Genomic DNA, 23780 nt, shown 5'->3' with positions numbered 1-23780 from the left:
CCGGCCCGCGAACGCTGTGCACCCGCCTCGGGGACGTGCCATCGCCTGTACGCGCCGCTGTGCGGCTGATGCCATGCCCGGCATGTCGTCCGCATCGCCCACGTTTCCCGTGTCTCCCGTGTCCCCCGTGTCTCCCGTGTCCCCCATGTCTCCGGTGTCCCTCGCCTCCTCGTCCGCGCTGCCGGGAGACGGGGAGTCGTTCGCCGTCATGGTCTTCCTCGGCTTCGTCGCCGTGTCCCTGCTGCTGTGCGGCCTGGCGGCCGCCGACCTGGACGACCCCGAGCACTTCTACGCGGGCGGCGGCGCGGCCTTCGGACCGGTCGGAGGCGGGCTGGCCGTCGCCGGTGACTACATCTCCGCGGCCACCCTGCTCAGCACCACCGGCGCGGTCGCCCTCGACGGGGCGGACGGCGTCCTCTTCGCCTGCGCCACCGTCGTCTCGCTCTGGCTGGTGATGCGCATCCTGGGTGAACCCCTGCGCCGCAAAGGGGTGTTCACCCTGGGGGACTTCCTGGCCGACCGGCTCGGCACCCCCTCCGTACGCCGGGCCCTCGGTGTCGCCTCCCTCGTCGTCCTCGCTCCGCTGCTCCTGGTGCAGCTCTCCACCGCCGGACGCGTCATGGCGGCCATGTTCGGGCTCCCGGACGGCGCGCTCACCGGGTGCACCGTCGCCGGAGGGACCCTGATGGTCTGCTACGCCGCGTTCGGCGGGATGCGCGGCGTCGGACACGTGCAGATCCTGAAGGTCGGTGTGGCGCTCACCGCCATGCTGCTCCTCGCCGGGGCCGTCCTCGCCCGGTACGGCTGGTCACCGGCGGCCCTCTTCGGCGCCGCCCGGGAGCACTCCGGAGCGGGTGCCGACTACGCGCGCCCCGGACTCCACTTCGGGCACTCCGTCGCCGGGCGCCTCGACCTGATCGGCTTCGCGGCCACGCTCCTGGTCGGTGCCGCCTGTCTGCCGCACATCACCATGAGGCTGCATCCGGTCCGGGAGGCCCGCACCGCGAGGCGCGCCGTCGGCTGGGCGGTGGGCCCCGTGGCGGTGGTGTGCGCCGGGGTGGTGGTGGCCGGGCTGGGTGCCTGCGCCCTGCTGGGCCGGGGGCCCGTGAGGGCCGCCGATCCCGGGGGAGCGACCGCTCTGTTGATGGTCACGGGCGCGCTCGACCCGGTCGCCGGGGGTGCCCGGCACAGCATGCTGTTCGCGGTCGTCGCCTGCGCCGTCTTCGTGACCACCCTCGCGGCCGTCGCGGGCATCACCCTGGCGGCCGCCTCCAGTCTCGCCCGCGACTTCGGCGGGCGGCCCGCCCACGGGAGCGGGGGCCGTTCGCCCGCCGGAGAGATCCGCCGGGCACGGCTGGCCATCGTCCTGGTCGGCGCGGTCGCCGTCGTCGTGTCGGCGGCCCTCGGGGACCGCGGCAGGATGACGCTGATCTCGCTGTCGTTCGCCGTCGCGGCCTCGGTGCTCGCCCCGGTCCTGCTGTACGCACTCTTCCTGCCCGGCCATTCGGCCACCGGGGTGCGCTGGACCGTCTACGGGACCCTGCCGGTCGTCGTGCTGCTGCTCGCGGGGTCGCCCGCGGTGTCGGGCACCCCGTTCGCGGTCTTCCCCGGTCACGACTTCCGCTGGTTCCCGCTCCAGACGCCGGGGCTGATCAGCATTCCGGCCGGCTTCCTGCTCGGGCTCGTCGGCCGCACGCGCACACGGGGCGGCGCTCCCCGGCCTTCCTGGCCGCGGTCCTCAACCGCCGTGGGTGCGCGGCCTCTTGACGGAGCTGGTGCAGACCTTTAGCGTCACGGAACACAAAGTTCACGGATGAACTTCCCGTTCATGTGTGTGAACCTCGCCTTCCCCCACCGTCTGTTCCACCCGACCAGACGAAAGGCCGTGACCATCATGACGAACGAACGACCACGTAAGCGAACTCCAGCCACGCGTACCGGACTTGCCGCTCCTCGGCTCCTGACGACGGCCACCGTCGCGGGCCTCGTCGCCGCGGCCACGGTCCTGGGGACCTCCAGCGCCGGCGCCGCCGACCCGAAGGTCGCGCCCGGCGGCAACTTCGACCTGTCGGTCTGGCAACTCCAGGAGCCCGTGGGCTCACCGGGCTCGCCCACCACCATCTCCTCCGCCCGGCTACAGGGGGCGAACGGCTACCAGGACGCGTACTTCTACACCGACACCCGTGACGGCGCGATGACGTTCTGGGCACCCGAGAAGGGTGTCACGACACCCAACTCCTCCTACGCCCGCTCCGAACTGCGGGAGATGAACCGCGGCGGCAGCGCGGCGGACTGGTCGCTGAGCGGCAACCACCGGCTGAGCGCGACGTTGCGGGTGGTGTCGGTCACCTCCAACGTGTGCGTCGGCCAGATCCACCTCGGCTCCGGCGGATCGTCCACCAAACCGCTCGTGGAGCTGTACTACCGCGCGAGCGGTGACATCGTCGTCGGTACCGAGAACTCTCCGTCCGGCGGGCAGACGACCCACACGGTGGGACATGTGGCCGTCGGCAAGACCTGGACCTACACGATCGCCGTCTCCGGCGGGAACACCATCGACCTGACCGTCAACGGCGGCACCACGCACTACGCGATCCCGTCGTCGTTCTTCCCCTACAAGCAGTACTTCAAGGCCGGCTCGTACAACCAGTCGTCCTCCGGGAGCACCACGAAGGGGGCACGGGTCGCCTTCTACGGCCTGAACGTCTCGCACGGCTGACGGGTGCCGGACCTGACGGAGGGGGTGAGCCCGGCACCGTGCCGGGCTCACCCCCTCCGTCATGGGAACGACCTGTCAGGGCGACGGCCGGTCAGAGCGACGTCATGACGTGCTTGATCCGGGTGTAGTCCTCGAAGCCGTACGCGGAGAGGTCCTTGCCGTAGCCGGACTGCTTGAACCCGCCGTGCGGCATCTCGGCGACGAGCGCCATGTGGGAGTTGATCCACACACAGCCGAAGTCGAGCTTCCTCGACATGCGCATCGCCCGCGCGTGGTCCTTGGTCCACACCGAGGAGGCCAGCGCGTAGTCGACGCCGTTGGCGTACGCGACGGCCTGGTCCTCGTCCGTGAACGACTGCACGGTCATGACCGGGCCGAAGACCTCGTTCTGGACGATCTCGTCGTCCTGCCTCAGCCCCGAGACCACGGTCGGGGCGTAGAAGTAGCCCTTGTCGCCGACCCGGTGGCCACCCGCCTCGACCCGCGCGTGCTCGGGCAGCCGCTCGACGAAGCCGCTGACCTGGGCGAGCTGGTTCGCGTTGTTGAGCGGCCCGAACAGCACGTCCTCGTCGTCCGGCAGGCCGGTCCTCGTCTCGGCGGCGGCCTTGGCGAGCGCGGCGACGAACTCGTCGTGGACCGACTCGTGGACCAGGACGCGGGTGGCGGCCGTGCAGTCCTGACCGGCGTTGAAGAAGCCGCCGACCACCAGGTCCTCGACCGCCTTCGCCAGGTCGGCGTCCTCGAAGACCACGGCCGGGGCCTTGCCGCCCAGCTCCAGGTGGACCCGCTTGACGTCCTTGGCCGCGCTCTGCGCGACCTGGATGCCGGCGCGCACCGAGCCGGTGATGGAAGCCATCGCCGGGGTCGGGTGCTCCACCATCAGCCGGCCCGTCTCGCGGTCGCCGCAGACGACGTTGAAGATCCCCTTGGGCAGGCCGAGCTCCTCCAGGACACCGCCGATGATCTCCGCGAGCAGCACGGTGGAGGCCGGGGTGGTGTCGGACGGCTTGAGGACCACCGCGTTGCCCGCCGCGAGCGCCGGGGCGAACTTCCACACCGCCATCAGCAGGGGGTAGTTCCACGGCGCGACCTGGGCGCACACCCCGACGGGCTCGCGGCGGACGATCGAGGTCATGCCCTCCATGTACTCGCCGGCCGAGCGGCCCTCGAGCATGCGGGCCGCGCCCGCGAAGAAGCGGACCTGGTCGATCGCGGGGCCGAGTTCCTCGCTGAGGGTGAGGTGCAGCGGCTTGCCGGTGTCGCGGCTCTCGGCGGCGACCAGTTCCTCGGCCCGTGCCTCCATCGCGTCGGCGATCCTCAGCAGCGCGCGCTGCCGCACCGACGGGGTCGCGTCGCGCCACACGGGGAACGCCGCGGCCGCGGCCGCCATCGCCGCGTCGACGTCGGCCGCTCCCGAGAGCGGGGAGGTCGCGTAGACGTCACCCGTGGTGGGGTCCACCACGTCGAGCGTCCGGCCGTCGGCGGCATCCGCGAAGGCACCGTCGACGTAGTTGCGGAACGTGCTGCTCATGGAACGTCTCTCCTGGTCAGGCGGTGGTACGGGGGGACAGGTGCTCGTGGACGGCGAGCCAGGCGCCGTCCTCGGAGCGGGCGAAGACGATGGTCTCCACGTCGTGGCTGAAGACCGCGGTGTCGCCGAAGGGCTGGACGAGCGGTGCCGACGAGACGCAGCCGAGGACGCGGAAACCGTCCTCCTCCACCCACCGCCGCCACAGGGCGCGGTACTCGGCCGTGGAGTCCAGGCGCTGCGGGGTGGTGTGGAAGACGAACGTCGCGTCCGGGGCGAAGGCGCCGAAGTAGTCGTCGAGGCGGCCCTCGGCGAAGGCGGCGACGAGCGCGTCCGCGGCGGCCCGGATCTCCTGGACGGTGGTGGTGCTCATGCACGGCTCCTGATCAGGGGCGCCCGGTGGTCAGGACCGGGCGCCCGGTTCGTTGGGGTGGCGGTGGGTCAGACGGCCGCGACGGGCTCGGCCGGCTTCTCCTCGGTGCCACCGGTGATCGGCGTGATCTCGGCGTCGGACGACGGGACGAAGCGGGGTCCGTCCGGGCCGAACACGGCGCGCGGCTCGGGGAAGAGCGTGAGCGTGGCGAGGTAGAGCACCACCGCGAGGGCGAGGCCGACCGGCAGCGAGATGTCCGCGCCGTTCGCGAGGTTGCCCAGCGGGCCGACGAACTGGCCCGGCAGGTTGGTGAACAGCAGGGCCACGACGGCGCTGACGAGCCAGGTGCCCATGCCGCGCCAGTTCCAGCCGTGCGCGAACCAGTAGCGGCCACCGCGCTGACGGCGGTTGAAGACCTGTAGCGCGTCCGCGTCGTACCAGCCGCGGCGGGTGACGAAGCCGAGCGCCATGACGACCATCCACGGAGCGGTGCAGGTGATGATCAGCGTGGCGAAGGTGGAGATGGACTGCGTGAGGTTCAGCGCGAAGCGGCCGATGAAGATGAACGCGATGGACAGGACGCCGATGAAGAAGGTGGCCTGGACGCGGTTGAAGCGCGGGAAGACGCTGGAGAAGTCCAGGCCCGTGCCGTAGAGGGACGTCGTGCCGGTGGACAGGCCGCCGATCAGGGCGATCAGGCACAGCGGCAGGAAGTACCAGCCGGGGGAGATCGCCAGCAGTCCGCCGACGTAGTTCGGGGCGGCCGGGTCGACGTACTTCTCGGCCTTCGAGGCGATGATCGACGCGGTGGCCAGGCCGAAGAGGAACGGCAGCAGGGTGGCGATCTGGGCGAGGAACGCGGCGCCCATCACCCGGCGGCGCGGGGTGTTCGCGGGGATGTAGCGGGACCAGTCGCCGAGGAACGCGCCGAAGGAGACCGGGTTGGAGAGCACGATCAGAGCGGCGCCGATGAAGGACGGCCAGAACAGCGGGTCGGCGGTCGAGGCGAAGGCGCCCGCGTAGCCGGGGTCGAAGTCACCGGCGAAGGCGAAGGCGCCGAGCACGAAGAGGGCCGAGGCCGCCATCACCGCGATCTTGTTGACCAGCAGCATGAAGCGGAAGCCGTAGACGCAGACGACGAGCACGAGACCGGCGAAGACCGCGTACGCGATGCCGTACGTGAGGTCCGACTCGGGGACGTGGACCAGCCGGTGCGCGCCGCCGACGAGCGCGTCTCCCGAGGACCACACCGAGATCGAGAAGAACGCGATGGCGGTGAGCAGGGAGAGGAAGGAGCCGACGACCCGGCCGTGCACGCCCAGGTGCGCGGAGGACGAGACGGCGTTGTTCGTGCCGTTGGCCGGGCCGAACAGCGCCATCGGGGCCAGCAGCAGCGCACCCGCGACCAGGCCGAGGACGGTCGCCGCGAGCCCCTGCCAGAAGGAGAGACCGAAGAGGATCGGGAAGGCGCCCAGCACACAGGTCGCGAAGGTGTTGGCGCCGCCGAAGGCGAGCCGGAACAAGTCGATCGGCCGGGCCGTGCGGTCCTCGTCCGGGATGCGCTCGACGCCGTATGTCTCGATTTCGGTGACCGATGTCGTCACGGCCCCTCCAATCTATGTTTATGCACCACTCAAATGTCGGCACCCACAGTGTGAGGCCCCCGGTGACCTGCGACAATGGTGGGTGTCACAGATGCGTACGATGTCATTTGTGGCCAGCGACAAACTCACGATCCAGGACCTGCTCTCCTCGCCGGCGCTCCAGCTCTCGCTGAAGGCCGGCGGCGGCCTGGACCGGTCCGTCTCCTGGGCGCACGCCAGCGAGCTCGTCGACCCGACGCCCTGGCTCCTGGGGGCCGAGCTGATCATGACCGCGGGCCTGGCGATCCCCCGGACCGCGGCGGAGCAGCGCGCCTATCTGGAGCGGCTGGACGACGCCGGGGCGTCCGGTCTCGCGCTCTCGGCGCAACTGCACATGCCGCCGCTGCACGACGCGTTCTTCCGGGCCGCCGAGGAGCGGGACTTCCCGGTCCTCGAGGTGCCGCTCGCCGTCCCCTTCATCGCCGTCGCCCAGGAGGTCGCGGCCTCGGCCCAGGAGGAGGCCCGGCACCGGCTGGGCGCCCAGCTCCAGGTCTTCGGCGCGCTGCGCCGGCTGGTCACGGAGGACCTCGACACCCCGACCCTGCTGCGCCGTCTCGAAGGGCTGTCGGGCTACGACGTCTTCCTCTGCACGCCCCAGGGGCGCCCGCTCCTGCCCGGCGTCCCCGTACCGGACCCGGCCGTCCTGCCCGCCTCCGTCGACGCCCCGCCGACGATCCCCGGCGGATTCGTCCTCCCCGTCCCCGCGCCCGGCGGTCCCGCGGGCTTCCTCGTCGCGTACGAGCGCGAGGGTGCCCGGCCGGCGGGACTCGCCGTCGTCCAGCACATCGCCACCGTCGCGGCGCTGCGGCTGGCGATGGTGCGCAACGAGCGCGAGACGCTGCGCCGCGAGGGGGCGGAGACGTTCGCCGAGCTGTTGCAGGAGGTGCTCGACCCGGAGGCCGCGCGCCGCCGGCTCGCCCGGCACGCGATCGAGGGCGACACCGTGCTGCTCGTCGTGCGCCGTACCACCGACGAGGCGCTGCTGCGCTGTCTGGAGGACCGGCCGCACCTGCTGCTCACCCGGGGCGAGGACCGCTATGTCCTCGGAGCGCCGGAACTGGCGGCCGCCGTCGGCGCGCTGCCCGCCGTGGCGGCCGGGGCGAGCCGGCCCTTTCCGCCGGGCGCCGCGCTGAAGGTCGCCCAGCGCGAGGCCCTGTGGGCGGTGTCCAAGGCCGTCGAGTCGGGCCGCGCGGTCGTCCACTACGGCGACGACGGGGCGGGCCGGTGGCTGCCGGACGACCCCGCCGTCCTGGCGGCGCTGGTCGAGCACGTGCTCGGTGACGTGCTGCGGTACGACGAGAGCCACGACTCGCGGCTGCTGGTCTCCGCCCGCACCTGGATGGAGCGCGACCGCCGCACCGAGACGGCCGCCGCCGCGCTGCACATCCATCCCAACACCCTCGCCTACCGGCTGCGCCGTTTCGGCGCGCTCGCGGACCGTGATCTGACGTCGACCGGGGCGCTGGCCGAGGTCTGGCTCGCGATCCAGGCGGCGGGAGCACTGGGGCTGACCGACTGAGCGGGCCGTCGTACGCGTCCCGCGCGTCCGGGGCGCGGATCACCCCTCGCGCCGCGCGACCGCCTCGACCAGTCGCGTGATGTCGGCGAGATCGGCCTCGAACTCGGTGGTGAGGTCGAGAGGAAGGCCCAGCCACGGCCCGAGGGCCTCGTGGCCGGGAAGTTCACCGTCGTCCAGGTGACCCCGGCGGCCGCGCGGGTCGCCCGCACCGGGAGCGAAGCGGCCCGAGGCCTCGGAGGCGGCGAAGCCGATGACGAAGGTGCTGATCAGCCGTTCCAGCCGGGGCACCTGGGGCTCGGGGACCCCGGCCTCGATGAGCGCCGTGTAGATGATGTCCACCGCACGCAGGCCGTCGGGGGTCACGGCCGGCCGTGAGAAGAGCAGGTGCGCTGCCCAGGGGTGCCGCTGGGTCACCCTCCGGGCCGCGTGCGCGAGGGCGCGGAGCCGTTCGTCCCAGGTGCGCTCCTCGGCCGGATCCGTCGGCAGCAAAGCGGTGAGCAGCCGTCCGACCATGCCGTCCAGCAGCGCCGCCTTGTCCTTGACGTGCCGGTACAGCGCCATCGGTGTCACCCCGACACGATCGGCCAGGGCGCGCATCGAGACGGCGTCGACCCCGTGCTCGTCGGCGATGGCCACGGCGGCGTCCAGGATCTCTTCCCGTCTCCCACTCATGGGTCTACAGTGTAGACGTATACGGTGTAGACGTGTACGTCGTAGATCTCACGAAGGACGGATGATGCTGATCGCAGAGGGACTGGTGAAGCGCTACGGGCCGCGCCGCGCGCTCGACGGCTTCGACCTGACGGTCCCGGCCGGGGAGATCGTGGGCCTGATCGGTCACAACGGCGCGGGCAAGACGACGTTCGTGGAGACCGTCTCCGGTCTCGTACGTCCCGACGCGGGCCGGATCACCGTCGCGGGCCTCGACGCGCTGCGCGACGGCCGGGCCGCGCGGCGCTTCCTCGGCGTGGCCCCGCAGGAACTCGCCCTGTACGGCAGCGTCACCGTCCGCGAGAACCTGCGGCTGTTCGCCGGACTGGCGGGGTTCCGCGGCCGGCGCGGGGACGCGGAGATCGCCCGGGTCCTGGACGAGCTCCGCCTGGCGGCCGTCGCGGACCGGCCCGTGGCCGCCCTGTCCGGAGGCCAGCGCCGAAGGGTCCAGGCGGCCACCGCCATGGTCGGCTCGCCACCGCTCCTCCTGCTGGACGAGCCGACCGCCGGAGCCGATCCGGAAACCCGCTCGGCCCTGCTGGGCGCGGTCAGGGCCCGGGCCGAAGCGGGCGCGGCCGTCGTCTACACGACCCACTACCTGCCGGAACTCGTCGACCTCGACGCCACGCTGGCACTCGCGCGGGCCGGACGGATCATCGCGCGCGGCACGCAGGAGGAGCTCACCCGGCACCTGCCCGGCGAACTCAGGGTCACCTTCGCCGACCCGGCCGAGCCCGAACTGCGCCGGCCGACCACGGACCCCGGCGCCGATCTGGCGGCCCTGCTCGCGTCCGGCCGTACCCCCGTGTCCGTCGACGTGCGCCGCCCCGGACTGGACGACCTCTACCGTTCCATGGAGACCGCGGATCCCGCGACCGCCGCGACGCGCACGGAGGTCCGTGATGCCGCGTGAGTCCGCCGCCCGCCTGTGGGTGCTGATACGCCACAACGTGCTGCTGATGGCGCGAGAGCCCGGCCCGCTCCTGAGCCGGATGATCCTTCCGCTGGTCTTCGTCACGCTCCTGCGGCCGCTCTACACGGCCGGGCAGGGCGAGAGCGCCGGCACGGAACAAGCGGTCGTCGGCACGCTGGTCACCTTCTCGCTGCTCGCGCTCGGCATCTGCGGCAGCGCCATCCTGACCGAACGTCTCGGCCGCACCTGGGACCGTCTGCGCGGAACCGTCCTGCGTCCCGCCGAACTGCTCGCGGGCAAGGCGGTCCCGGCCCTCGCGGTCCTGCTCGCCCAGCAGTTCACCGTCGTGGGCTTCGCCGTGTGCGCCTTCGATCTGTCCGTCCCGCACCCGTTCCTGCTGCTGGGCGTCCTGCTCAGCTGGAGCTGGGCGCTCCTCGGACTCGGCGCCCTGCTCGGCGTGCTGGTCCGCAGCCTGGGCGCGCTCTCGGCCGCCTACGACATCGGAGGCATGCTGCTGAGCAGTGTCGGAGGCGCGCTCGTCCCGCTCGCCGCCCTGCCGGCCTGGGCCGCGGACGTGGCCCCGGCCTCGCCCGGCTACTGGGCCGTCCGCGGCATGCGCGCCGCTCTCGCCGGGGACGCGTACGCCGTGGCGGAGTCCTGCGGCACGCTCCTCTGCGTGGCGCTGGTCTGCGGCGTTGCGGCATCGGTCCGACTGGTGGGCCGCGGTGGACGGCTCGTGGCGCTCTGAGGCGTTTCGCCGGACCGCCGGACCGGTGTGTCGCCGGCTCGTGCGCGGTTGCGCCGATCGAGCCGCCGCTCCCGGACCGGACACCGGTGAGAGGTGGACCGGCACGCGGCCGGGGCCCGCGGAGAGGACCCCGGCCGGCGAGCCCGGTCATGGCCGGCCGGCGTCGGGCCGGGAGGGACGCGGTCGCCGACGGCACCAGCCGTCGTCGCACCCGTACGGCGCTCAGCCGCGCGCGCCCCTCGTCAGGAACTCGTAGCCTTGGTCCATGGCGGAAGCCACATCCGACGGCGGGCCGGACAACAGCCGTGAAAAGGGTGAAGTCTCCGGGCGAACCGCTTCCGGCGGCTCGGCACCCACGGCCCCGCGGCCGGGAGTGACGCCGCAGCCGTCCAGCTCCCCGCATGGGCCAAAGCCCTCGGCTGGTGCGGTGTCGCCGGGCTGATCTACCTGCTGATCTGTGCCGTGAGCATCATCAGTCGCGGCTTCGCGGGGCTGGGCAGCGACGCGGCGCACACCATGTTCGCCTTCGCCGCGCACCCGTGGGTCGGGCTGAGCGTCGGGATCCTCGGTACGGTCCTGATCCAGTCGTCGACCACGACGACGGCCATCGCCGTCACCGCCGTGGGGTCGGGCGCGTTGCCGATCCAGGGCGCGATCCCGATCATCCTGGGCGCGAACGTCGGCACCACCGTGACGACGAGCCTGGTCGCACTGACCTTCATCGGCAACCGGACGGAGTTCCGCAGAGCGCTGGGCGCCTCGACCGTCCACGACTTCTACAACTGGCTCGCGCTGCTGGTCTTCTTCCCGATCGAGCTCATCCGGCATCCGCTGAAACGCATCAGCGGGACGCTGACCGACGCGCTGTACGGCGCGGACTGGCTGCCGAACCCGGCCCACTTCAACTTCGTCCGGGCGGCCACCAGACCGGTGGAACACGGAGTGATCCACGCGACCTCGCACGTCAGCAGCACACTGGGTCCGCTGTTCACCATCGTGATCGGCGCCGTGCTGATCCTGGTCGCCGTTCGTTACCTGGGAAAGCTGCTCAAACTGCTCATGGTCGGCAGGGCCCGCGACGTTCTGATCAAGGCCGTCGGCCGCAACCCCTACCTCGCCATGGCGTCAGGCATGGGAGCGACCGTCGTCACCCAGTCCTCGACCATCACCACGTCCGTGCTGGTCCCCTTCGCCGGAACGGGCATCCTGACACCGGCGCAGGTGTATCCCGTCGTCGTCGGCTCCAACCTCGGCACGACGTTCACGGTGGTCTTCGCGGCGTTCGCGGGCGTCGGACAGGACGCGAAGATCGGTCTGCAGGCGGCCTTCGTGCATCTGATCTACAACCTCTTCGCGATCGTCGTGATCTACGTGATCCCGTTCCTGCGCCCCGTGCCGCTGTTCTGCGCCGAGACCCTCGCCCGCGTCGCCTCCGAACGCCGGTGGGTCCTCGCCGTCTACCTCGGCACCGTCTTCATCGCGCTGCCCGCCCTGGTCATCGTGCTGGTGGGCGTGCTCTGAGCACGGCGGAGAGTCCGTGCTCGGTGAACGGGCCTGACGACCCCGCCCGGGTCAGAGTTCCGGAGCGGGGCCGCCAGGAGTCCTCGGGCCGACGCGGTGCGTCAGCCCGGTGTGCGCCTCGATCGGCCGGTGTGCGACTCGGTCAGCCGGTGTATGCCTCGATCTCCGACAACTGGCCGGCGGGCCAGCCGGTGTTGCCCGTGATGAGCACGCGCAGATAGCGGGTGGGGGTGCCGGACAGGGTGACGGTCGCCGTGTTGCCGCCTGCCGGATCGAAGGTGTGGCCGGCCGACGCCTTGAGAGTGCTGAACGCGGTGCCGTCGGTGCTGCCCTGGATGCTCAGGGTCTGGGTGCGCGTGGCCCACGCGGCGGCCGGAGGCAGTTTGAGGACGACCCGCCTGACCGCCTCGGCGGTGCCCAGATCGACGGTGACGGACTGCGGGAAGGCGTTGTTGGCGCTCTCCCAGTAGCTGTTCGCGTTGCCGTCCACGGCGTTGGCCGCGGGGTAGACGTCCGTATGGCTCGACTCGGTGACCGGCCGGTTCTTCGCGAGGTTCACGGTGGGGTCGGTGGGCGGGTCCGTGGGGGGATCGGTGGGCGGATCGGTCGGCGGGGTGCCGCCGCCGGGCACCCCGCCGTTGGTCCACTTCGGGTCCGGCCAGGTACCCGTGCAGGCCGGCGGGTCGGCGTACCAGCCGCTGTTGCCCGTCCCCCGCGTGATCCGGAAGCCGGAGCCGACGCAGTTGTGGATCGGGTTGGACTGGGCGATGTTCGTGGCCGTGACGTCGTTGAAGGAGGCCGAGCCCGGGGCCTGGATCTGGAGTGCGTAGGTGCCGGCCCCGTCGATCCGGACATGGTCGAAGCGCAGCCCGTTCGTGGCTCCCTCGATGTTCATGATCGCGGCGTAGGAGCTGTCGAGGATCTCGCTGTCGGTGACGTCGACGGTCGCGTTCAGGGGTTCGTTGAGCCCGCTGAACCAGACCGCGCCGACCCCGAACTGCCAGTTGTAGTCGTTGTTCCCGGCCCGTATCAGGGTGTTCCTGGCGGCCGTGATGGTGCCCGAAACGGCAGTGCCCTGACCGGAGTTGACTCCGGGATAGCGGTTCGCGACATGCAGGCCACCGCCGTTGGTGACGGTGTCGGCCATGACGTTGTCGGAGAGGGTGATGTCCTTTCCGCCGTACGTGACGATGTTGTTCGCGAGGATCGGCAGGACCACGGTGTCGAAGGTGAACTTGTTCTTGACGTTGGGGACGTTCTCCGCCCACATCGCGAGACCGTCGTCACCCGTGTTCCGTACGAAGGTGTTGGTGACGGTGGAGTTGGTGACACCCATGTGGAAGTTCACGCCGTCCGCGGTCTGATCGAGGATGCGGCTGTTCTTGACGGTGAAGTTGTCCATGGGCCCGTCCATCCAGGCCCCGCATTTGGTGTGCTGCATCCATACGTTGTCGACGGTGGAGTCGGACAGCGCGCCGCCGATGGCGTTGACCTGGTCGTCGTCCACGCGTTCGCGGATGTCGCCCATGATGGCGAAGTCCTTGAGGGTGACGTTCCTGCTGCCGCCCTGACCGGCGTACTTGCCGTAGACGCCGACGGCTTTGGACCGGTCCACCGGGTCGCGGCCGGTGAGGACGCTGTACCAGGGGCCTGCCCCGGCGAGCGTCACCTGGTCGACGACGATGTGATCGCGGACCTGGAAGGTGCCCCGCGGGATGTACACGGTCCTGCCCTGCGCCCTGCCCGTGTCGACGGCCGCCTGGATCTTCGCGGTGGAATCCGTCGCGCCGGTCGGATCCGCGCCGAAGTCGCCGACGACGTCGAGGGCTCCGGACGGTTTCCCGATCGGCGCGCCCACCTGCTCGAAGTCGGCGAGGTCGATGGTGAACGAGGGCGACCCGCCCGTGGAGGAGACCTGGAGCCGCACCTTGCTGCCGGCCGGCAGTGTGGAGCCGAACATGGTGCGGGTCTCGTCGTAGAAGTGATGTGGGTCGGTGTCGCCGGGGTTGTTGTTGAAGGGGTAACCCCCGTAGTACCAGCCGTACTTGGAGGTCACCGGGACACTCTTGAGCCGGTTGCCGTCGACCGTGAGGTCGAGGCTCGCGTCGCGGCCGGTGCCGGCGGCGTTGTCGGGCAGTGAGTAGCGGAACGACATCGCGTCGGCCGGGGCGGTCAGCGTGAACTCGACGTACTCGCCCGTCGCGTCCAGTGTCACGGCCTGGCGGCCGGACGCCTCGGAGGGGAGACGACCGTAGAGCCGGTCCGGGCCGATGAGGGTGCCGTTGGTGGCGGCGTACTCGGCTTCCTGTTCCTTGAAGGGAACGGCCGCGCCCCGGCCGGAGATCCCGACGGGGGAAGGGGCGGGCACCCCCGCGGCGGCCGCGTGGGGGGCCAGTGCCACCGCGACGACGGTGCCGGCCGCGGCGAGTGCCAGTGACACGGACATCGCCGTGCCGCGTTGCAGGAATCTTCCATGGGGAGAGGGGGTCACAGGCGTGCGTCCTCAGGGCTCGTGGGGTGAGCGGACGCAAGAAGGCTAGGAGCGAAGGAAAGAGAAGTCTATGAGGCTGCGCAAAATTGATGCAGACTCCCGCAATTATTCAACAGTCTTGCCTTCGGGGCGGCCGTTGCCCTCGCGCCCGGCCGTCGGCCCGGCCGCCGGAACCTTGGCCGCGGCACCCGGCCTGGGAGTCCCGTCGACCGCCACGCAGATGCCGAAGACACGGTCGTGACCGGTCCAGCCGTTGACGTGGCCCCGGTTGTTGCTGATCTGCACCCGCTTCCGGGCGGTGTCGACGGAGGACACCAGGTGCAGGTACACGGTTCCGGCGACTCGGGCGAGGACGATGTCACCGACCGCGAGCTTCGACGGGTCGACCGGAGCGAGGGCCACGAGCTGCCGGCTGCGGATCAACGGGACCATCGAAGCGCCGCTCGGCCGGAACTCCACGGTCTCCCCGCCGGCGACCCTGCCCGCCACACCGTCCAACGCTCCCATGCGACGAGCGTGACAGGACCGGCCGGGCCGGCCCACCGAATTTCCGGGACCGGCTCGCACCGGCTCGCACCGGTTCCCCGGTGCCGGGACTCCGTGGACGACGTACGCGGGGACTCCGCATATCGCGGGCGTATCGAAAACCGCATACGCCACCGCAACTGCTCCTTCCCTTCACTGGGGAGCATGAGCCACAACGCATCCTCGTCAACACCCCGTCGCGTCGTCAGGGCCGTACTCCTGAGCCTGGCGGTCCTCGGAGTGGCCGGTGTCCTGTTCAGCACCCGGCGGATGCTCATGATGTCCGCCCCCAGATGCATGGCCGGGCGGTGGCACGGCTGCTACGACACCTTCAACGGCGTGATGCTCATGACGCTCGTCGCGGTGCCGCTCGCCGTGCTGGTGGCGTGGGCCCTCGCGTCCTGGCGGCGTGCCGCCGGCGCCGACTCGGCCCGGGCGTGGCGGTGGTCGCTGGCCGAGGTGGGCATGGTCCACGGGACGGTGCCGTTCCTGTGGCTGACCATGATGCCGGGCCTCGCGCCCGGCGTCGCTCCCCGCCGGGTCAGCCTGGTACCGCTGCGTGACCTGGTCACCATGGGGACGGGCGGGATCATCGGCAACCTGCTGGTCTTCGCGGCACTGGGGTTCTTCGCCCCCATGCGGTTCGCGTCCCTGGCGTCCGTGCCACGGGTCCTGGCGCTGGGGGCGGGCTGCTCGGTCCTGGTCGAGGTCGCGCAGTACGTGCTGTGGCTGGACCGGGTGTCCTCCGTGGACGACGTCCTGGTCAACGCGACGGGTGCGTTGCTCGCGGGGCTGGCGTCGCGCCATTGGTGGAGCACCGGGGCGGAGACCCCGTCGGACCGGCCCGGTCCCGTGCCGGCACCGGTGGGCTGAGCGTGCGCCCCGGGCGCGACGCGGTCGCGATACGCCGACGATACGGTGCGCTGCTTAGGCTTTCGGCATGCGTGTACTGATCGTGGAGGACGAGCCCTATCTGGCCGAGGCCGTCCGTGACGGTCTGCGGCTGGAGGCGATCGCCGCCGACATCGCGGGCGACGGGGACTCCGCCCTGGAACTGCTCGGCGTCAACTCCTACGACCTCGCGGTCCTCGACCGGGACATCCCCGGCCCCTCCGGCGACGAGGTCGCCCGGCGCATCGTCGCCTCCGGCAGCGGCATCCCGATCCTCATGCTCACCGCCGCCGACCGGATCGAGGACAAGGCCTCCGGGTTCGAACTCGGCGCCGACGACTACCTCACCAAGCCGTTCGAGCTGCGGGAGCTCGTCATGCGGCTGAGGGCGCTCGACCGCAGGCGCGCGTACGCCCGGCCGCCGGTCCGCGAGATCGCGGGCCTGCGTCTGGACGCCTTCCGTCGGGAGGTCTTCCGCGACGGACGGCACGTCGCCCTCACCCGGAAGCAGTTCGCCGTACTCGAAGTGCTCGTCGCCGCCGACGGCGGTGTCATCAGCGCCGAGGAACTGCTCCAGCGGGCCTGGGACGAGAACGCCAACCCCTTCACCAACGCCGTCCGCATCACGGTCTCCGCCCTGCGCAAACGGCTCGGCGAGCCCTGGATCATCGCCACGGTGCCCGGCGTCGGGTACCGGATCGACGCGGGCCCGGACACCTCCCACCTCGACGGCACCCATGAATAGGCGCCCGGTGCGCAGTGCCCGGCTGAAACTCACCCTCAGCTACGCCGGCTTCCTCTTCGTCGCCGGCACCCTCCTGCTGGCCGTGATGTGGGTGTTCGTGCTGCGCTGGCTGCCGACCGAGGACCCCAGGCTCATCCAGAAGACGTACGGCGCTGTGATCATCATGGGGCCCAACCGCTCCGACCTGCTGCGCGGCTTCGCCCCCGCCGCGGCCGTCGCGCTGGCCTTCCTCCTGGTGTTCGGCCTCCTCGGGGGATGGATCCTCGCGGGCCGCATGCTCTCGCCCCTCACCCGGATCACGGACGCGGTACGGACGGCCGGGAAGGGATCGCTGTCCCACCGCATCCGGATGAGGGGCCGCCAGGACGAGTTCCGCGAACTCTCCGACGCCATCGACTCGATGCTCGAACGACTCGAGTCCCACGTCGCCGAGCAGCGGCGGTTCGCCGCGAACGCCTCGCACGAACTGCGCACCCCGCTGGCGATCTCGCGGACGCTCCTCGACGTCGCCCGCAAGGACCCCACGGGGGACCGCGACGAACTGATCGAGCGACTGCACACCGTCAACGCGCGGGCGATCGACCTGACCGAGGCCCTGCTGCTGCTCAGTCGCAGCGACCGCGGAGACTTCCCCCGCGAGAGCGTCGACCTCTCGCTCGTCGCCGAGGAAGCCGCGGAAGCGCTCCTCCCCTTCGCCGAACAGCGTCGGATCGCGCTCGACGTCACCGGCGAGGCGGCCCGGACCAGCGGCTCCGCGGAACTCCTGCTGCGGATGGTGACGAACCTCGTCCAGAACGCCGTCGTCCACAACCTCCCCGAGGGCGGCACCGTGACTGTCCACACCGGGCGGGACGGCGACACGAGCGTGCTGCGGGTCGAGAACACGGGCAGCCGGCTCTCACCGGAACTGGTGTCGACCCTCACCGAACCGTTCCAGCGGGGAACGGAACGCGTGCACACCGACGAACACGCCGGTGTCGGCCTCGGCCTGGCCATCGTGGCGGGTGTCGTACGCGCCCACGGCGGGACGCTCGACCTCGCCGCCCGTCCCGCCGGCGGTCTCCTCGTCACGGTCCGGCTGCCCGGCACGCCGTGGAACCCGGCTGACGATTCCCGTCCGCCCCGGTGACAGCGCCGGGCGCGCGGATCATGCCGAATGATCGGCGCGGTGCGTGCCGGTGGCGGCCGGGTGGCGTGTCACCGTCCGCCTCAGGACACAGCGGCCGATCCGGGCGTCGTCAGCGCCCCCTGCGTACCCGGGCCGCCGCACGGGCCTCCGCCGCCTTGCGGGCGTCCGCGGCCTTGCGCGACTCCTTCGCGGGGCGTCCGGGACGCGTGCCCATGCCGCGGAAGGGCGCGTTGCCGGTGCTCGACTTCGGCGGTGTCGGCGGACGCCTGGCCCCGGTGACGGCGGTCAGCGCCGCCTCGCCCGAGCGCACCTGCGTGACGGTCGGGCGGATGCCGGCGTCGGACATCAGGCGGTTCACGTCACGCCGCTGACCCGGGGTGACGAGGGTGACCACCTTCCCGGACTCCCCGGCGCGCGCGGTGCGCCCGCCGCGGTGCAGATAGTCCTTGGCGTCGGCGGGCGGGTCCACGTTGACGACGAGGTCGAGCGCGTCGACGTGAATGCCCCGGGCCGCGACGTTGGTGGCCACCAGCACGGTGACCTCACCGTTCTTGAACTGGGCGAGCGTGTGCGTGCGCTGCGGCTGCGACTTCCCGCTGTGCAGGGCGGAGGCGCGGATGCCGCTGGCCCGCAGATGACGGGTGAACTGGTCCACACCCGCCTTGGTGTCCAGGAACATCAGCACCCGGCCGTCCCGGGCGGCGATCTCGGTCGCCGTCGCGTACTTGTCGGCGCCGTGGATGTTCAGCACGTGGTGTTCCATCGTGGTGACCGAGCCGGCCACCCGGTCGACCGAGGCGAGCACCGGGTCGTGCAGGTGGTCCCGTACGAGCTGGTCGACGCCCCGGTCGAGCGTGGCCGAGAACAGCAGCCGCTGTCCGTCGGGGCGCACCTGGTCCATGAGGTCCGAGACCTGGGGCAGGAAACCCAGGTCGCACATCTGGTCCGCCTCGTCCAGCACCGTGATCCGCACCTGGTCCAGGAAGCAGTCCCGGCGTGACACCAGGTCGGTCAGCCGTCCCGGCGTCGCGATGAGCACCTCGACGCCGGTCCGCAGGAGGGCCTGCTGCCGGTTGATCGACAGGCCGCCCACCACCGTCCCGAGCCGTACGTTCAGGGTCTGCGCGTACGGCTCCAGCGCGTCGCCCACCTGCTGCGCGAGCTCCCGGGTCGGCACCAGGACCAGCGCGAGGGGCCGCTTCGCCTCCGCCCGGCGGCCCGAGGTCCGGGCGAGCAGGGCCAGTCCGAAGGCCAGCGTCTTCCCGGAGCCGGTCCGCGCCCGGCCGAGGACGTCGTGTCCGGCCAGCGCGTCGGGCAGGGTCGCCGCCTGGATCGGGAAGGGCTCCGTCACCCCGAGCCCGGTCATCCTGTCCAGCAGCTCCGGGGGCAGGCCGAGGGCGTCGAACGACGCGGCGGGGGGCAGGCCGGTGGTGGAGCGGGACGGCGGTGCCGTGACGTCACCCCGCGGCGCCGGCTGGTGCCCGCCGACGTCGGAGGGGCCAGGGGCCGGCGGCTTCGCGTTCATGGGGAACCTTCCTCGGTCTGACGCCCGGAAACGCCCCGGGGCCCGTACCACTCGGCACGGGCCCCGGCGACTTCGAAGCGTGCTCCCCACTTTACCAGCGGGCCCACGGGCGCCCGGCCGGGCCGGTGACCGGGCCCGGTCCTGCGGTCGCCGTCGGCCGCGCGGCGGACCCTGCCGCCCGTCGGACCGCCGCCGGTGTGACCTTCTTCCTTGCCAATCGCGCACCGGTGTGAGAAGCATCTGCGAACGAGTCTCCGAAGAACTGTTATTCGAGGTTCCGCGGGCGGTCTCCCATGCAACGGCAGCATCGTTCGGAGTCGAGGACAGGGAAGTTTTCATGAGGAGACAGCACGGGGTGGAGCCGGCGGAACTGGTGACCGCCGCCCGATCGGGGGACCCGGCGGCCCAGGACGCCCTGGTCGGCGCCTATCTCCCCTTGGTCTACAACATCGTCGGGCGCGCGCTGAACGGCTCCGTCGACGTCGACGACGTCGTGCAGAACACCATGCTCCGCGCCCTGGACGGGCTGGACGGCCTGCGTACCCCGGAGAGCTTCCGCTCCTGGCTCGTGGCGATCGCCATGAACCAGGTCCGGGCGCACTGGCGGGACCGGCAGGACGCTCCCGGCGGAGTGGAGGAGGCGGAGGACCTCGCGGACCCCGGCGCCGACTTCGTGGACCTCACCATGGTGCGGCTCCAGCTTTCCGGCCAGCGGCGGGAGACCGCGCTGGCGACCCGCTGGCTCGAACCCGACGACCGGGGCGTGCTCTCCCTGTGGTGGCTGGAGTGCGCGGGTGAAGTGACCCGGACCGAGATGGCCGAGGCGCTGGAGCTGTCGCCGCAGCACACCGCGGTCCGGGTGCAGCGGATGAAGGCACAGCTGGAGACGGCCCGGGGGGTCGTACGGGCCCTCGCCGCGCGCCCGGCCTGCGAGGAACTGCGGGGCGTCCTCGCCTCCTGGGACGGCCGGCCCTCGGCGCTGTGGCGCAAGCGGATCGCCCGGCACGCCCGCGACTGCGTCCGCTGCTCCGGCCTGTGGAGCGGACTGATGCCCGTGGAGGGACTGCTGGCCGGACTGGCGCTGGTCGCCGTGTCACCGGGGCTGACCGCAGCGCTGCGGAGCGCTTCGGACGGGATGGCCGCCACGGGTTCGGCATCGGGGACCGGGGCCGCCGCGGGGCGCGGGGAAGCGGGCCCGGCGGGGGCCGGGCACCGGGCGTCCGGCGGGAGGACGGCCGCACGCGGTGAGGCGCGCCGGCGCCGACGTGTCCGGCGCCGGGCCCTGGGCGGAGCCCTCGTGGCGATCTGCGTGGCGGGCGGCGGCTTCTGGTACTTCGACCTCGGGCCCGGATCGGGAACCGACGAGGCGTCTCCCTCGCGGACGGCGGGTGCCCCCGTCGCGGACCTCTCGGCATCCGACGCCTCCGGCACCGCTTCGGCGAAGGCCACCGCCACGGCGTCGGCCTCTCCGTCGCCCTCGCCGTCCGCGTCGAAGAAGGCGAAGGCCAAGGCCAAGGCCTCCAAGACACCTCGCCCCGCCGAGCCGAGCAGGTCGGCCGCAGCGTCCTCGGCCGCGCCGACCCGTCGGGCGTCCGGTCTGGCGCAGCCGCAGTCGGCGCCCACGACCACGGTGGCGCAGGTGGTCGCGCTGGTGAACAAGGAGCGGGCGGCCGCCGGCTGCGGCCCCGTCACGGAGGACCCGCAGTTGGAGGACGCGGCTCAGGCCCACTCCGCCGACATGGCCGCCCGGGACTTCTTCGAGCACACCAACCCCGACGGCGCCGACCCCGGCGAGCGCATCACCGCCGCGGGTTACCGCTGGTCCACGTACGGCGAGAACATAGCCATGGGCCAGCAGACCCCCGCGGCGGTGATGGACTCCTGGATGAACAGCCCGGGGCACCGCGCGAACATCCTCAACTGTTCGTTCAAGAACATCGGGGTGGGCGTGCACAAGGGGTCGGGCGGCCCGTGGTGGACGCAGGACTTCGGGGCGAAGCTGTGACGCCGGACGCGTCCTTCCGGTCCTTCCGGGCGGGAGTCCCACCGGTGGTGGCCGTACCGCCGGACGCACCTCGGGTGCGGAAACCCCTCAGGTGACGTGCCAGCCGGGTTCGAGGCGGTCGAGCAGGGCGTGGAAGGCTGCGTCGGCCTGTTCCCGGCCGCCCTCGGCCAGCGAGGCGACGAGCAGGCCGAAGGTCGCGTCGACCAGCAGGGCCGCCTCCGTCCGGGCCGGGGCCTCCCGCATGCCGAGGCCCCGGAAGGCGGAGGCGAGCAGGTCCGTCCACTCGGCCAGCACATCACGCAGGACGGGCCCGTACCGGTCGGGGTCGATCAGGCCGGCGGCCATGATCTCCATGTAGAGGGGGAGGGCCGGGCGGAGGTCGGGGGCGCCGAACCGCTGCCAGGTCTCCTCCATGAAACGGCGGATCCCCGCCGGGTCCCGCGGGGACTCGGCGGAGTCGAACACGGCCCGGGCCTGCACGAGCGGTCGCCTCTCGTCCAGGGCGAGCGCCTCGGCGACCATGCCTTCCTTGGTCCCGAAGTAGTACAGGAGCATGCGGTCGCTCGTGCCGAGGGCTCGGGCGAGCGGGCGCAGGGACAGTCCGGCGAGGCCGTTGCGCACCAGGTACGCGCGGACCCGGTCGGTCAGATCACGTCGTTTGGCCTGGTCGGACGGTCGTGCCATGGGAACTCCCGGCGACTGCGACGTGGCCGCTGCGCGGCCGTGTGACTCCAGACACATTCCATATGTGCCGGTATGTACTCTTGGAAAGGATTTTTACCGTAGCGATCGCTACATGCATATTTGTTATCGTGACGGGCGTTACGTGAACGCGTGACCTGACAATGTCCGGACCGGTCGTCGCCGACGGGTCCGTGCCGCTCAGCGGTGTGGTTGCCTTCAGCGCAGAAGGGACTGATTCCCATGGCCCCTGGGGCCATCGACCTCCTGGCGACCTCTCGCCGGGGGCGCTTCGCCCGGTTCTACCGCCGGTCCGAGGGGCAGGGGCACGAGGAAGCCATGAGACGCGGCGAGGAGAACGAGACGTCCGCGGAGGCCGCGCCCACCTCCTGGCTCGCCCGGAACCGGGCTCTCTGGTCGCGCGTGCTGGAGCCCATCCGCCCGTTCGACGCGCCCCGCGCCCGTGTCACCCCCTGGGAGGCCTCATGGCCCCTGTCGCGGGAGCTGACCTCGGCCCGCCGGGCTCGGCGTCTGGTGACGGCGCAACTGGACGAGTGGAATCTGGAAGAGCTGGCCGAGACCGCGGAGCTCCTGGTCAGCGAGCTGGTGACCAACGCCCTGCGCCATACGCGCGGCCCCCTGCGGCTCAACCTGTGTCTGCGCGGCGACCGCTTGCAGTGCGAGGTCGAGGACACGGAACCGCTCTGCCCCGTACGCCGCGAGGCCGACGCCGACGCGGAGGGCGGCCGGGGCACCGAACTGCTCGACCTGCTCGCCGAGAGCTGGGGCAGCACCTGCACGCCCACGGGCAAGACCATGTGGTTCGAGGTGCCGATGGAGACCGCGTCGTAGGACCGGCCGAGTTTCTCGGCGGTGATCGCGCCCGCCCCGCCGATCGGACGGCGGGCGGCGCCCCCCTAACGCCCTCGTCCCCGCCGGCGGGGGAACACCGCGCTGAAAGCCGCCGCCACGACCGTCCCGAACAGCAGCCCGTTCCAGGGGGCGCTCCCGAGCGAGTGATGGCGGACCTCCGCGTACGAGATGAGGCCGAGTCCGCCTCCCAGGAGGAAGAAGGCCCCACCGCGCAGCGCGAGCCGCCATCTCGGGTGCTCTGTCGTCGATGTCACGAGCGGAAGTGTCCCCCGCGGGGCGGCGAAGGCACGGCAAAGTCGGCGACCGCGTCGGCACCCTGCCCCGGCGAGCCGGGCGACGACCGGCCGGGCGCTCAGGTGCGGGCGGTCACCCGGGTGGACAGGAAATCGAGGAGCGCGGCGTTGAACCGTCCGGGCTGTTCGACACCGGGGAGGTGGCCGGCGCCCTCGATGACGGTCAGGGTCGCGTGCGGGACGAGCTCGTGGATGGCCTCGGCGTCGCCGACCGGCGTGTAGACGTCGTCGGCGCCGACGACGATCAGCACGGGGGACCGCACGGCGGCGAGCGTGTCCCGGTAGTCGGGACGTTCGGCCCGGCCGCGCAGGGCCGCCGCGGCACCGCGGGGATCGGTGGCGCGCATCATGCGCAGGACGTGCCCGGCGACGTCGGGCATCGCGGTGACGTTGTAGTCGGCGAGCATCTTGCCGATGACCTCGTCCGCGTAGCCGTCCATCCCTTCCGCCAGGAGACGGTCGGCCAGCCGGTTGCGGAAGGCCTTGCCGTCGTCCGTCTCGGCCGGCGCGGAGGTGTCCGACAGGACGAGCGCGCGGACGCGGTGGGCGTGACCGCGCTGCATCTCCATGGCGATCTGCCCGCCCATCGAGACACCGCCCACCACGGCCCGGTCGATGTCCAGGTGGTCCAGGAGCGCGACGAGGTCGTCGGCGAAGTCGGAGAGGTGCACGGTCCCGGCTTCCACCCCGCTGTCGCCGTAGCCGCGCAGGTCCGGGGCGATGACCCGGTGCCCGGCCGCGACGAGCGCCTCGGTCTGGGGGGCCCACAGGGACCGGTTGAAGGGGTGTCCGTGGATCAGCAGGACGGGCAGCCCGGCCGAGGAGCCGGTGTCGTCGTAGTGGAGCGTCGTACCCCGCAAGGCTGTGGAAGTCATGCCGGGCACCCTAGTCAAGATCGTCCCGAGGGGAGCCGGAGACGGGGACGGCCCGGCGCGAGCGCGAGGTCG

21 protein-coding genes are annotated in these 23780 nt (G+C 71.9%); 11 read left to right on the top strand and 10 right to left on the bottom strand.

What is annotated here, in order from left to right:
* The first annotated feature begins 145 nt into the window (after nucleotides 1–145).
* Together CW362_RS00860 and CW362_RS00855 are read left to right on the top strand one after the other, a co-directional pair.
* Complete coding sequence (locus CW362_RS00860; RefSeq protein ID WP_103547284.1) at nucleotides 146–1789, top strand: sodium/solute symporter; 1644 nt, start codon at nucleotides 146–148, stop codon at nucleotides 1787–1789.
* A 105-nt stretch (nucleotides 1790–1894) separates the two neighbouring features.
* Nucleotides 1895–2719, top strand: coding sequence for a polysaccharide lyase family 7 protein (locus CW362_RS00855; RefSeq protein ID WP_103547370.1), 825 nt, complete (start codon nucleotides 1895–1897; stop codon nucleotides 2717–2719).
* Nucleotides 2720–2810: 91 nt separating this feature from the next.
* Here CW362_RS00855 and CW362_RS00850 read toward each other — a convergent pair whose 3' ends face one another.
* From CW362_RS00850 to CW362_RS00840, 3 genes are all read right to left on the bottom strand, one after another.
* Complete coding sequence (locus CW362_RS00850) at nucleotides 2811–4250, bottom strand: gamma-aminobutyraldehyde dehydrogenase (protein WP_103547283.1); 1440 nt, start codon at nucleotides 4248–4250, stop codon at nucleotides 2811–2813.
* A 16-nt stretch (nucleotides 4251–4266) separates the two neighbouring features.
* Nucleotides 4267–4620: a nuclear transport factor 2 family protein gene (locus tag CW362_RS00845; RefSeq protein WP_103547282.1), complete on the bottom strand. Its 354-nt coding sequence runs from the start codon at nucleotides 4618–4620 to the stop codon at nucleotides 4267–4269.
* 68 nt (nucleotides 4621–4688) lie between these two features.
* Entirely contained in the window at nucleotides 4689–6224 is a 1536-nt protein-coding gene (locus tag CW362_RS00840; RefSeq protein WP_103547281.1) for a purine-cytosine permease family protein, read from the bottom strand.
* Between the two features lie 109 nt (nucleotides 6225–6333).
* Here CW362_RS00840 and CW362_RS00835 point away from each other — a divergent pair, with 109 nt between their 5' ends.
* Nucleotides 6334–7782, top strand: coding sequence for a PucR family transcriptional regulator (locus tag CW362_RS00835; RefSeq protein WP_103547280.1), 1449 nt, complete (start codon nucleotides 6334–6336; stop codon nucleotides 7780–7782).
* A gap of 39 nt (nucleotides 7783–7821) precedes the next feature.
* Here CW362_RS00835 and CW362_RS00830 read toward each other — a convergent pair whose 3' ends face one another.
* Nucleotides 7822–8454: a TetR/AcrR family transcriptional regulator gene (locus tag CW362_RS00830; protein ID WP_103547279.1), complete on the bottom strand. Its 633-nt coding sequence runs from the start codon at nucleotides 8452–8454 to the stop codon at nucleotides 7822–7824.
* A gap of 61 nt (nucleotides 8455–8515) precedes the next feature.
* On the opposite strand from CW362_RS00830, the gene CW362_RS00825 reads away from it, so the two are divergent.
* The 3 genes from CW362_RS00825 (at nucleotide 8516) to CW362_RS00815 (ending at nucleotide 11675) form a co-directional block, all read left to right on the top strand.
* A complete protein-coding gene (locus tag CW362_RS00825) occupies nucleotides 8516–9406 on the top strand; it encodes an ABC transporter ATP-binding protein (RefSeq protein ID WP_338069040.1) in 891 nt (296 codons plus the stop codon).
* On the top strand, nucleotides 9396–10154 hold the full coding sequence (locus tag CW362_RS00820; RefSeq protein ID WP_103547278.1) for an ABC transporter permease: 759 nt from the start codon (nucleotides 9396–9398) through the stop codon (nucleotides 10152–10154). Before CW362_RS00825 ends, CW362_RS00820 begins: the two co-directional genes overlap by 11 nt.
* A gap of 438 nt (nucleotides 10155–10592) precedes the next feature.
* On the top strand, nucleotides 10593–11675 hold the full coding sequence (locus tag CW362_RS00815; RefSeq protein ID WP_338069041.1) for a Na/Pi symporter: 1083 nt from the start codon (nucleotides 10593–10595) through the stop codon (nucleotides 11673–11675).
* A 142-nt stretch (nucleotides 11676–11817) separates the two neighbouring features.
* Here CW362_RS00815 and CW362_RS00810 read toward each other — a convergent pair whose 3' ends face one another.
* Both CW362_RS00810 and CW362_RS00805 read right to left on the bottom strand, forming a co-directional pair.
* Nucleotides 11818–14121, bottom strand: a complete 2304-nt coding sequence (locus CW362_RS00810; RefSeq protein ID WP_103547276.1) for a galactose-binding domain-containing protein — start codon at nucleotides 14119–14121, stop codon at nucleotides 11818–11820.
* 150 nt (nucleotides 14122–14271) lie between these two features.
* Nucleotides 14272–14673, bottom strand: coding sequence for a S26 family signal peptidase (locus CW362_RS00805; protein ID WP_103547275.1), 402 nt, complete (start codon nucleotides 14671–14673; stop codon nucleotides 14272–14274).
* A 183-nt stretch (nucleotides 14674–14856) separates the two neighbouring features.
* Here CW362_RS00805 and CW362_RS00800 point away from each other — a divergent pair, with 183 nt between their 5' ends.
* The 3 genes from CW362_RS00800 to CW362_RS00790 all read left to right on the top strand — a co-directional run bounded on the left by CW362_RS00800 (nucleotide 14857) and on the right by CW362_RS00790 (nucleotide 17456).
* Nucleotides 14857–15564 (top strand): VanZ family protein, encoded by a 708-nt coding sequence (locus CW362_RS00800; protein ID WP_103547274.1) that lies wholly within the window; start codon nucleotides 14857–14859, stop codon nucleotides 15562–15564.
* 67 nt (nucleotides 15565–15631) lie between these two features.
* The gene (locus tag CW362_RS00795) at nucleotides 15632–16327 is read left to right on the top strand and encodes a response regulator transcription factor (protein ID WP_103547273.1); all 696 of its coding nucleotides are present in this window, start codon (nucleotides 15632–15634) and stop codon (nucleotides 16325–16327) included.
* Nucleotides 16320–17456, top strand: a complete 1137-nt coding sequence (locus CW362_RS00790; protein WP_103547272.1) for a sensor histidine kinase — start codon at nucleotides 16320–16322, stop codon at nucleotides 17454–17456. Before CW362_RS00795 ends, CW362_RS00790 begins: the two co-directional genes overlap by 8 nt.
* Nucleotides 17457–17565: 109 nt before the next feature.
* Here CW362_RS00790 and CW362_RS00785 read toward each other — a convergent pair whose 3' ends face one another.
* On the bottom strand, nucleotides 17566–18981 hold the full coding sequence (locus tag CW362_RS00785; RefSeq protein WP_103547271.1) for a DEAD/DEAH box helicase: 1416 nt from the start codon (nucleotides 18979–18981) through the stop codon (nucleotides 17566–17568).
* Between the two features lie 337 nt (nucleotides 18982–19318).
* On the opposite strand from CW362_RS00785, the gene CW362_RS00780 reads away from it, so the two are divergent.
* Nucleotides 19319–20986: a sigma-70 family RNA polymerase sigma factor gene (locus CW362_RS00780; RefSeq protein WP_103547270.1), complete on the top strand. Its 1668-nt coding sequence runs from the start codon at nucleotides 19319–19321 to the stop codon at nucleotides 20984–20986.
* Nucleotides 20987–21073: 87 nt separating this feature from the next.
* Here CW362_RS00780 and CW362_RS00775 read toward each other — a convergent pair whose 3' ends face one another.
* On the bottom strand, nucleotides 21074–21670 hold the full coding sequence (locus tag CW362_RS00775) for a TetR/AcrR family transcriptional regulator (protein WP_103547269.1): 597 nt from the start codon (nucleotides 21668–21670) through the stop codon (nucleotides 21074–21076).
* Nucleotides 21671–21910: 240 nt separating this feature from the next.
* Between CW362_RS00775 and CW362_RS00770 the strand changes: the two genes are divergently transcribed.
* The gene (locus CW362_RS00770; RefSeq protein WP_240657590.1) at nucleotides 21911–22519 is read left to right on the top strand and encodes an ATP-binding protein; all 609 of its coding nucleotides are present in this window, start codon (nucleotides 21911–21913) and stop codon (nucleotides 22517–22519) included.
* A gap of 65 nt (nucleotides 22520–22584) precedes the next feature.
* Here the strand turns inward: CW362_RS00770 and CW362_RS43155 are convergent, their stop codons facing one another.
* Together CW362_RS43155 and CW362_RS00765 are read right to left on the bottom strand one after the other, a co-directional pair.
* On the bottom strand, nucleotides 22585–22794 hold the full coding sequence (locus CW362_RS43155) for a hypothetical protein (protein ID WP_162683925.1): 210 nt from the start codon (nucleotides 22792–22794) through the stop codon (nucleotides 22585–22587).
* Nucleotides 22795–22892: 98 nt separating this feature from the next.
* Nucleotides 22893–23708 carry an alpha/beta fold hydrolase gene (locus tag CW362_RS00765; RefSeq protein WP_103547267.1) on the bottom strand — a complete coding sequence of 272 codons (816 nt, stop codon included), beginning with the start codon at nucleotides 23706–23708 and terminating at the stop codon, nucleotides 22893–22895.
* Nucleotides 23709–23780 lie beyond the last annotated feature (72 nt).

The sequence above is a fragment of the Streptomyces populi genome, assembly GCF_002911015.1.
Taxonomy (GTDB): Bacteria; Actinomycetota; Actinomycetes; order Streptomycetales; family Streptomycetaceae; genus Streptomyces; species Streptomyces populi.
This window is presented reverse-complemented; position numbering and strand designations above follow the sequence as displayed.

What these genes read in the sequence shown, in the direction of transcription:
- CW362_RS00805 (WP_103547275.1), bottom strand. Translation starts at nt 14,673, where the DNA reads ATGGGAGCGTTGGACGGTGTGGCGGGCAGGGTCGCCGGCGGGGAGACC.
- CW362_RS00780 (WP_103547270.1), top strand. Translation starts at nt 19,319, where the DNA reads ATGAGGAGACAGCACGGGGTGGAGCCGGCGGAACTGGTGACCGCCGCC.
- CW362_RS00820 (WP_103547278.1), top strand. Translation starts at nt 9,396, where the DNA reads ATGCCGCGTGAGTCCGCCGCCCGCCTGTGGGTGCTGATACGCCACAAC.
- CW362_RS00775 (WP_103547269.1), bottom strand. Translation starts at nt 21,670, where the DNA reads ATGGCACGACCGTCCGACCAGGCCAAACGACGTGATCTGACCGACCGG.
- CW362_RS00800 (WP_103547274.1), top strand. Translation starts at nt 14,857, where the DNA reads ATGAGCCACAACGCATCCTCGTCAACACCCCGTCGCGTCGTCAGGGCC.
- CW362_RS00765 (WP_103547267.1), bottom strand. Translation starts at nt 23,708, where the DNA reads ATGACTTCCACAGCCTTGCGGGGTACGACGCTCCACTACGACGACACC.
- CW362_RS00785 (WP_103547271.1), bottom strand. Translation starts at nt 18,981, where the DNA reads ATGAACGCGAAGCCGCCGGCCCCTGGCCCCTCCGACGTCGGCGGGCAC.
- CW362_RS00845 (WP_103547282.1), bottom strand. Translation starts at nt 4,620, where the DNA reads ATGAGCACCACCACCGTCCAGGAGATCCGGGCCGCCGCGGACGCGCTC.
- CW362_RS00795 (WP_103547273.1), top strand. Translation starts at nt 15,632, where the DNA reads ATGCGTGTACTGATCGTGGAGGACGAGCCCTATCTGGCCGAGGCCGTC.
- CW362_RS00810 (WP_103547276.1), bottom strand. Translation starts at nt 14,121, where the DNA reads ATGTCCGTGTCACTGGCACTCGCCGCGGCCGGCACCGTCGTCGCGGTG.
- CW362_RS00770 (WP_240657590.1), top strand. Translation starts at nt 21,911, where the DNA reads ATGGCCCCTGGGGCCATCGACCTCCTGGCGACCTCTCGCCGGGGGCGC.
- CW362_RS00830 (WP_103547279.1), bottom strand. Translation starts at nt 8,454, where the DNA reads ATGAGTGGGAGACGGGAAGAGATCCTGGACGCCGCCGTGGCCATCGCC.
- CW362_RS00790 (WP_103547272.1), top strand. Translation starts at nt 16,320, where the DNA reads ATGAATAGGCGCCCGGTGCGCAGTGCCCGGCTGAAACTCACCCTCAGC.
- CW362_RS00850 (WP_103547283.1), bottom strand. Translation starts at nt 4,250, where the DNA reads ATGAGCAGCACGTTCCGCAACTACGTCGACGGTGCCTTCGCGGATGCC.
- CW362_RS00825 (WP_338069040.1), top strand. Translation starts at nt 8,516, where the DNA reads ATGATGCTGATCGCAGAGGGACTGGTGAAGCGCTACGGGCCGCGCCGC.
- CW362_RS00855 (WP_103547370.1), top strand. Translation starts at nt 1,895, where the DNA reads ATGACGAACGAACGACCACGTAAGCGAACTCCAGCCACGCGTACCGGA.
- CW362_RS00860 (WP_103547284.1), top strand. Translation starts at nt 146, where the DNA reads ATGTCTCCGGTGTCCCTCGCCTCCTCGTCCGCGCTGCCGGGAGACGGG.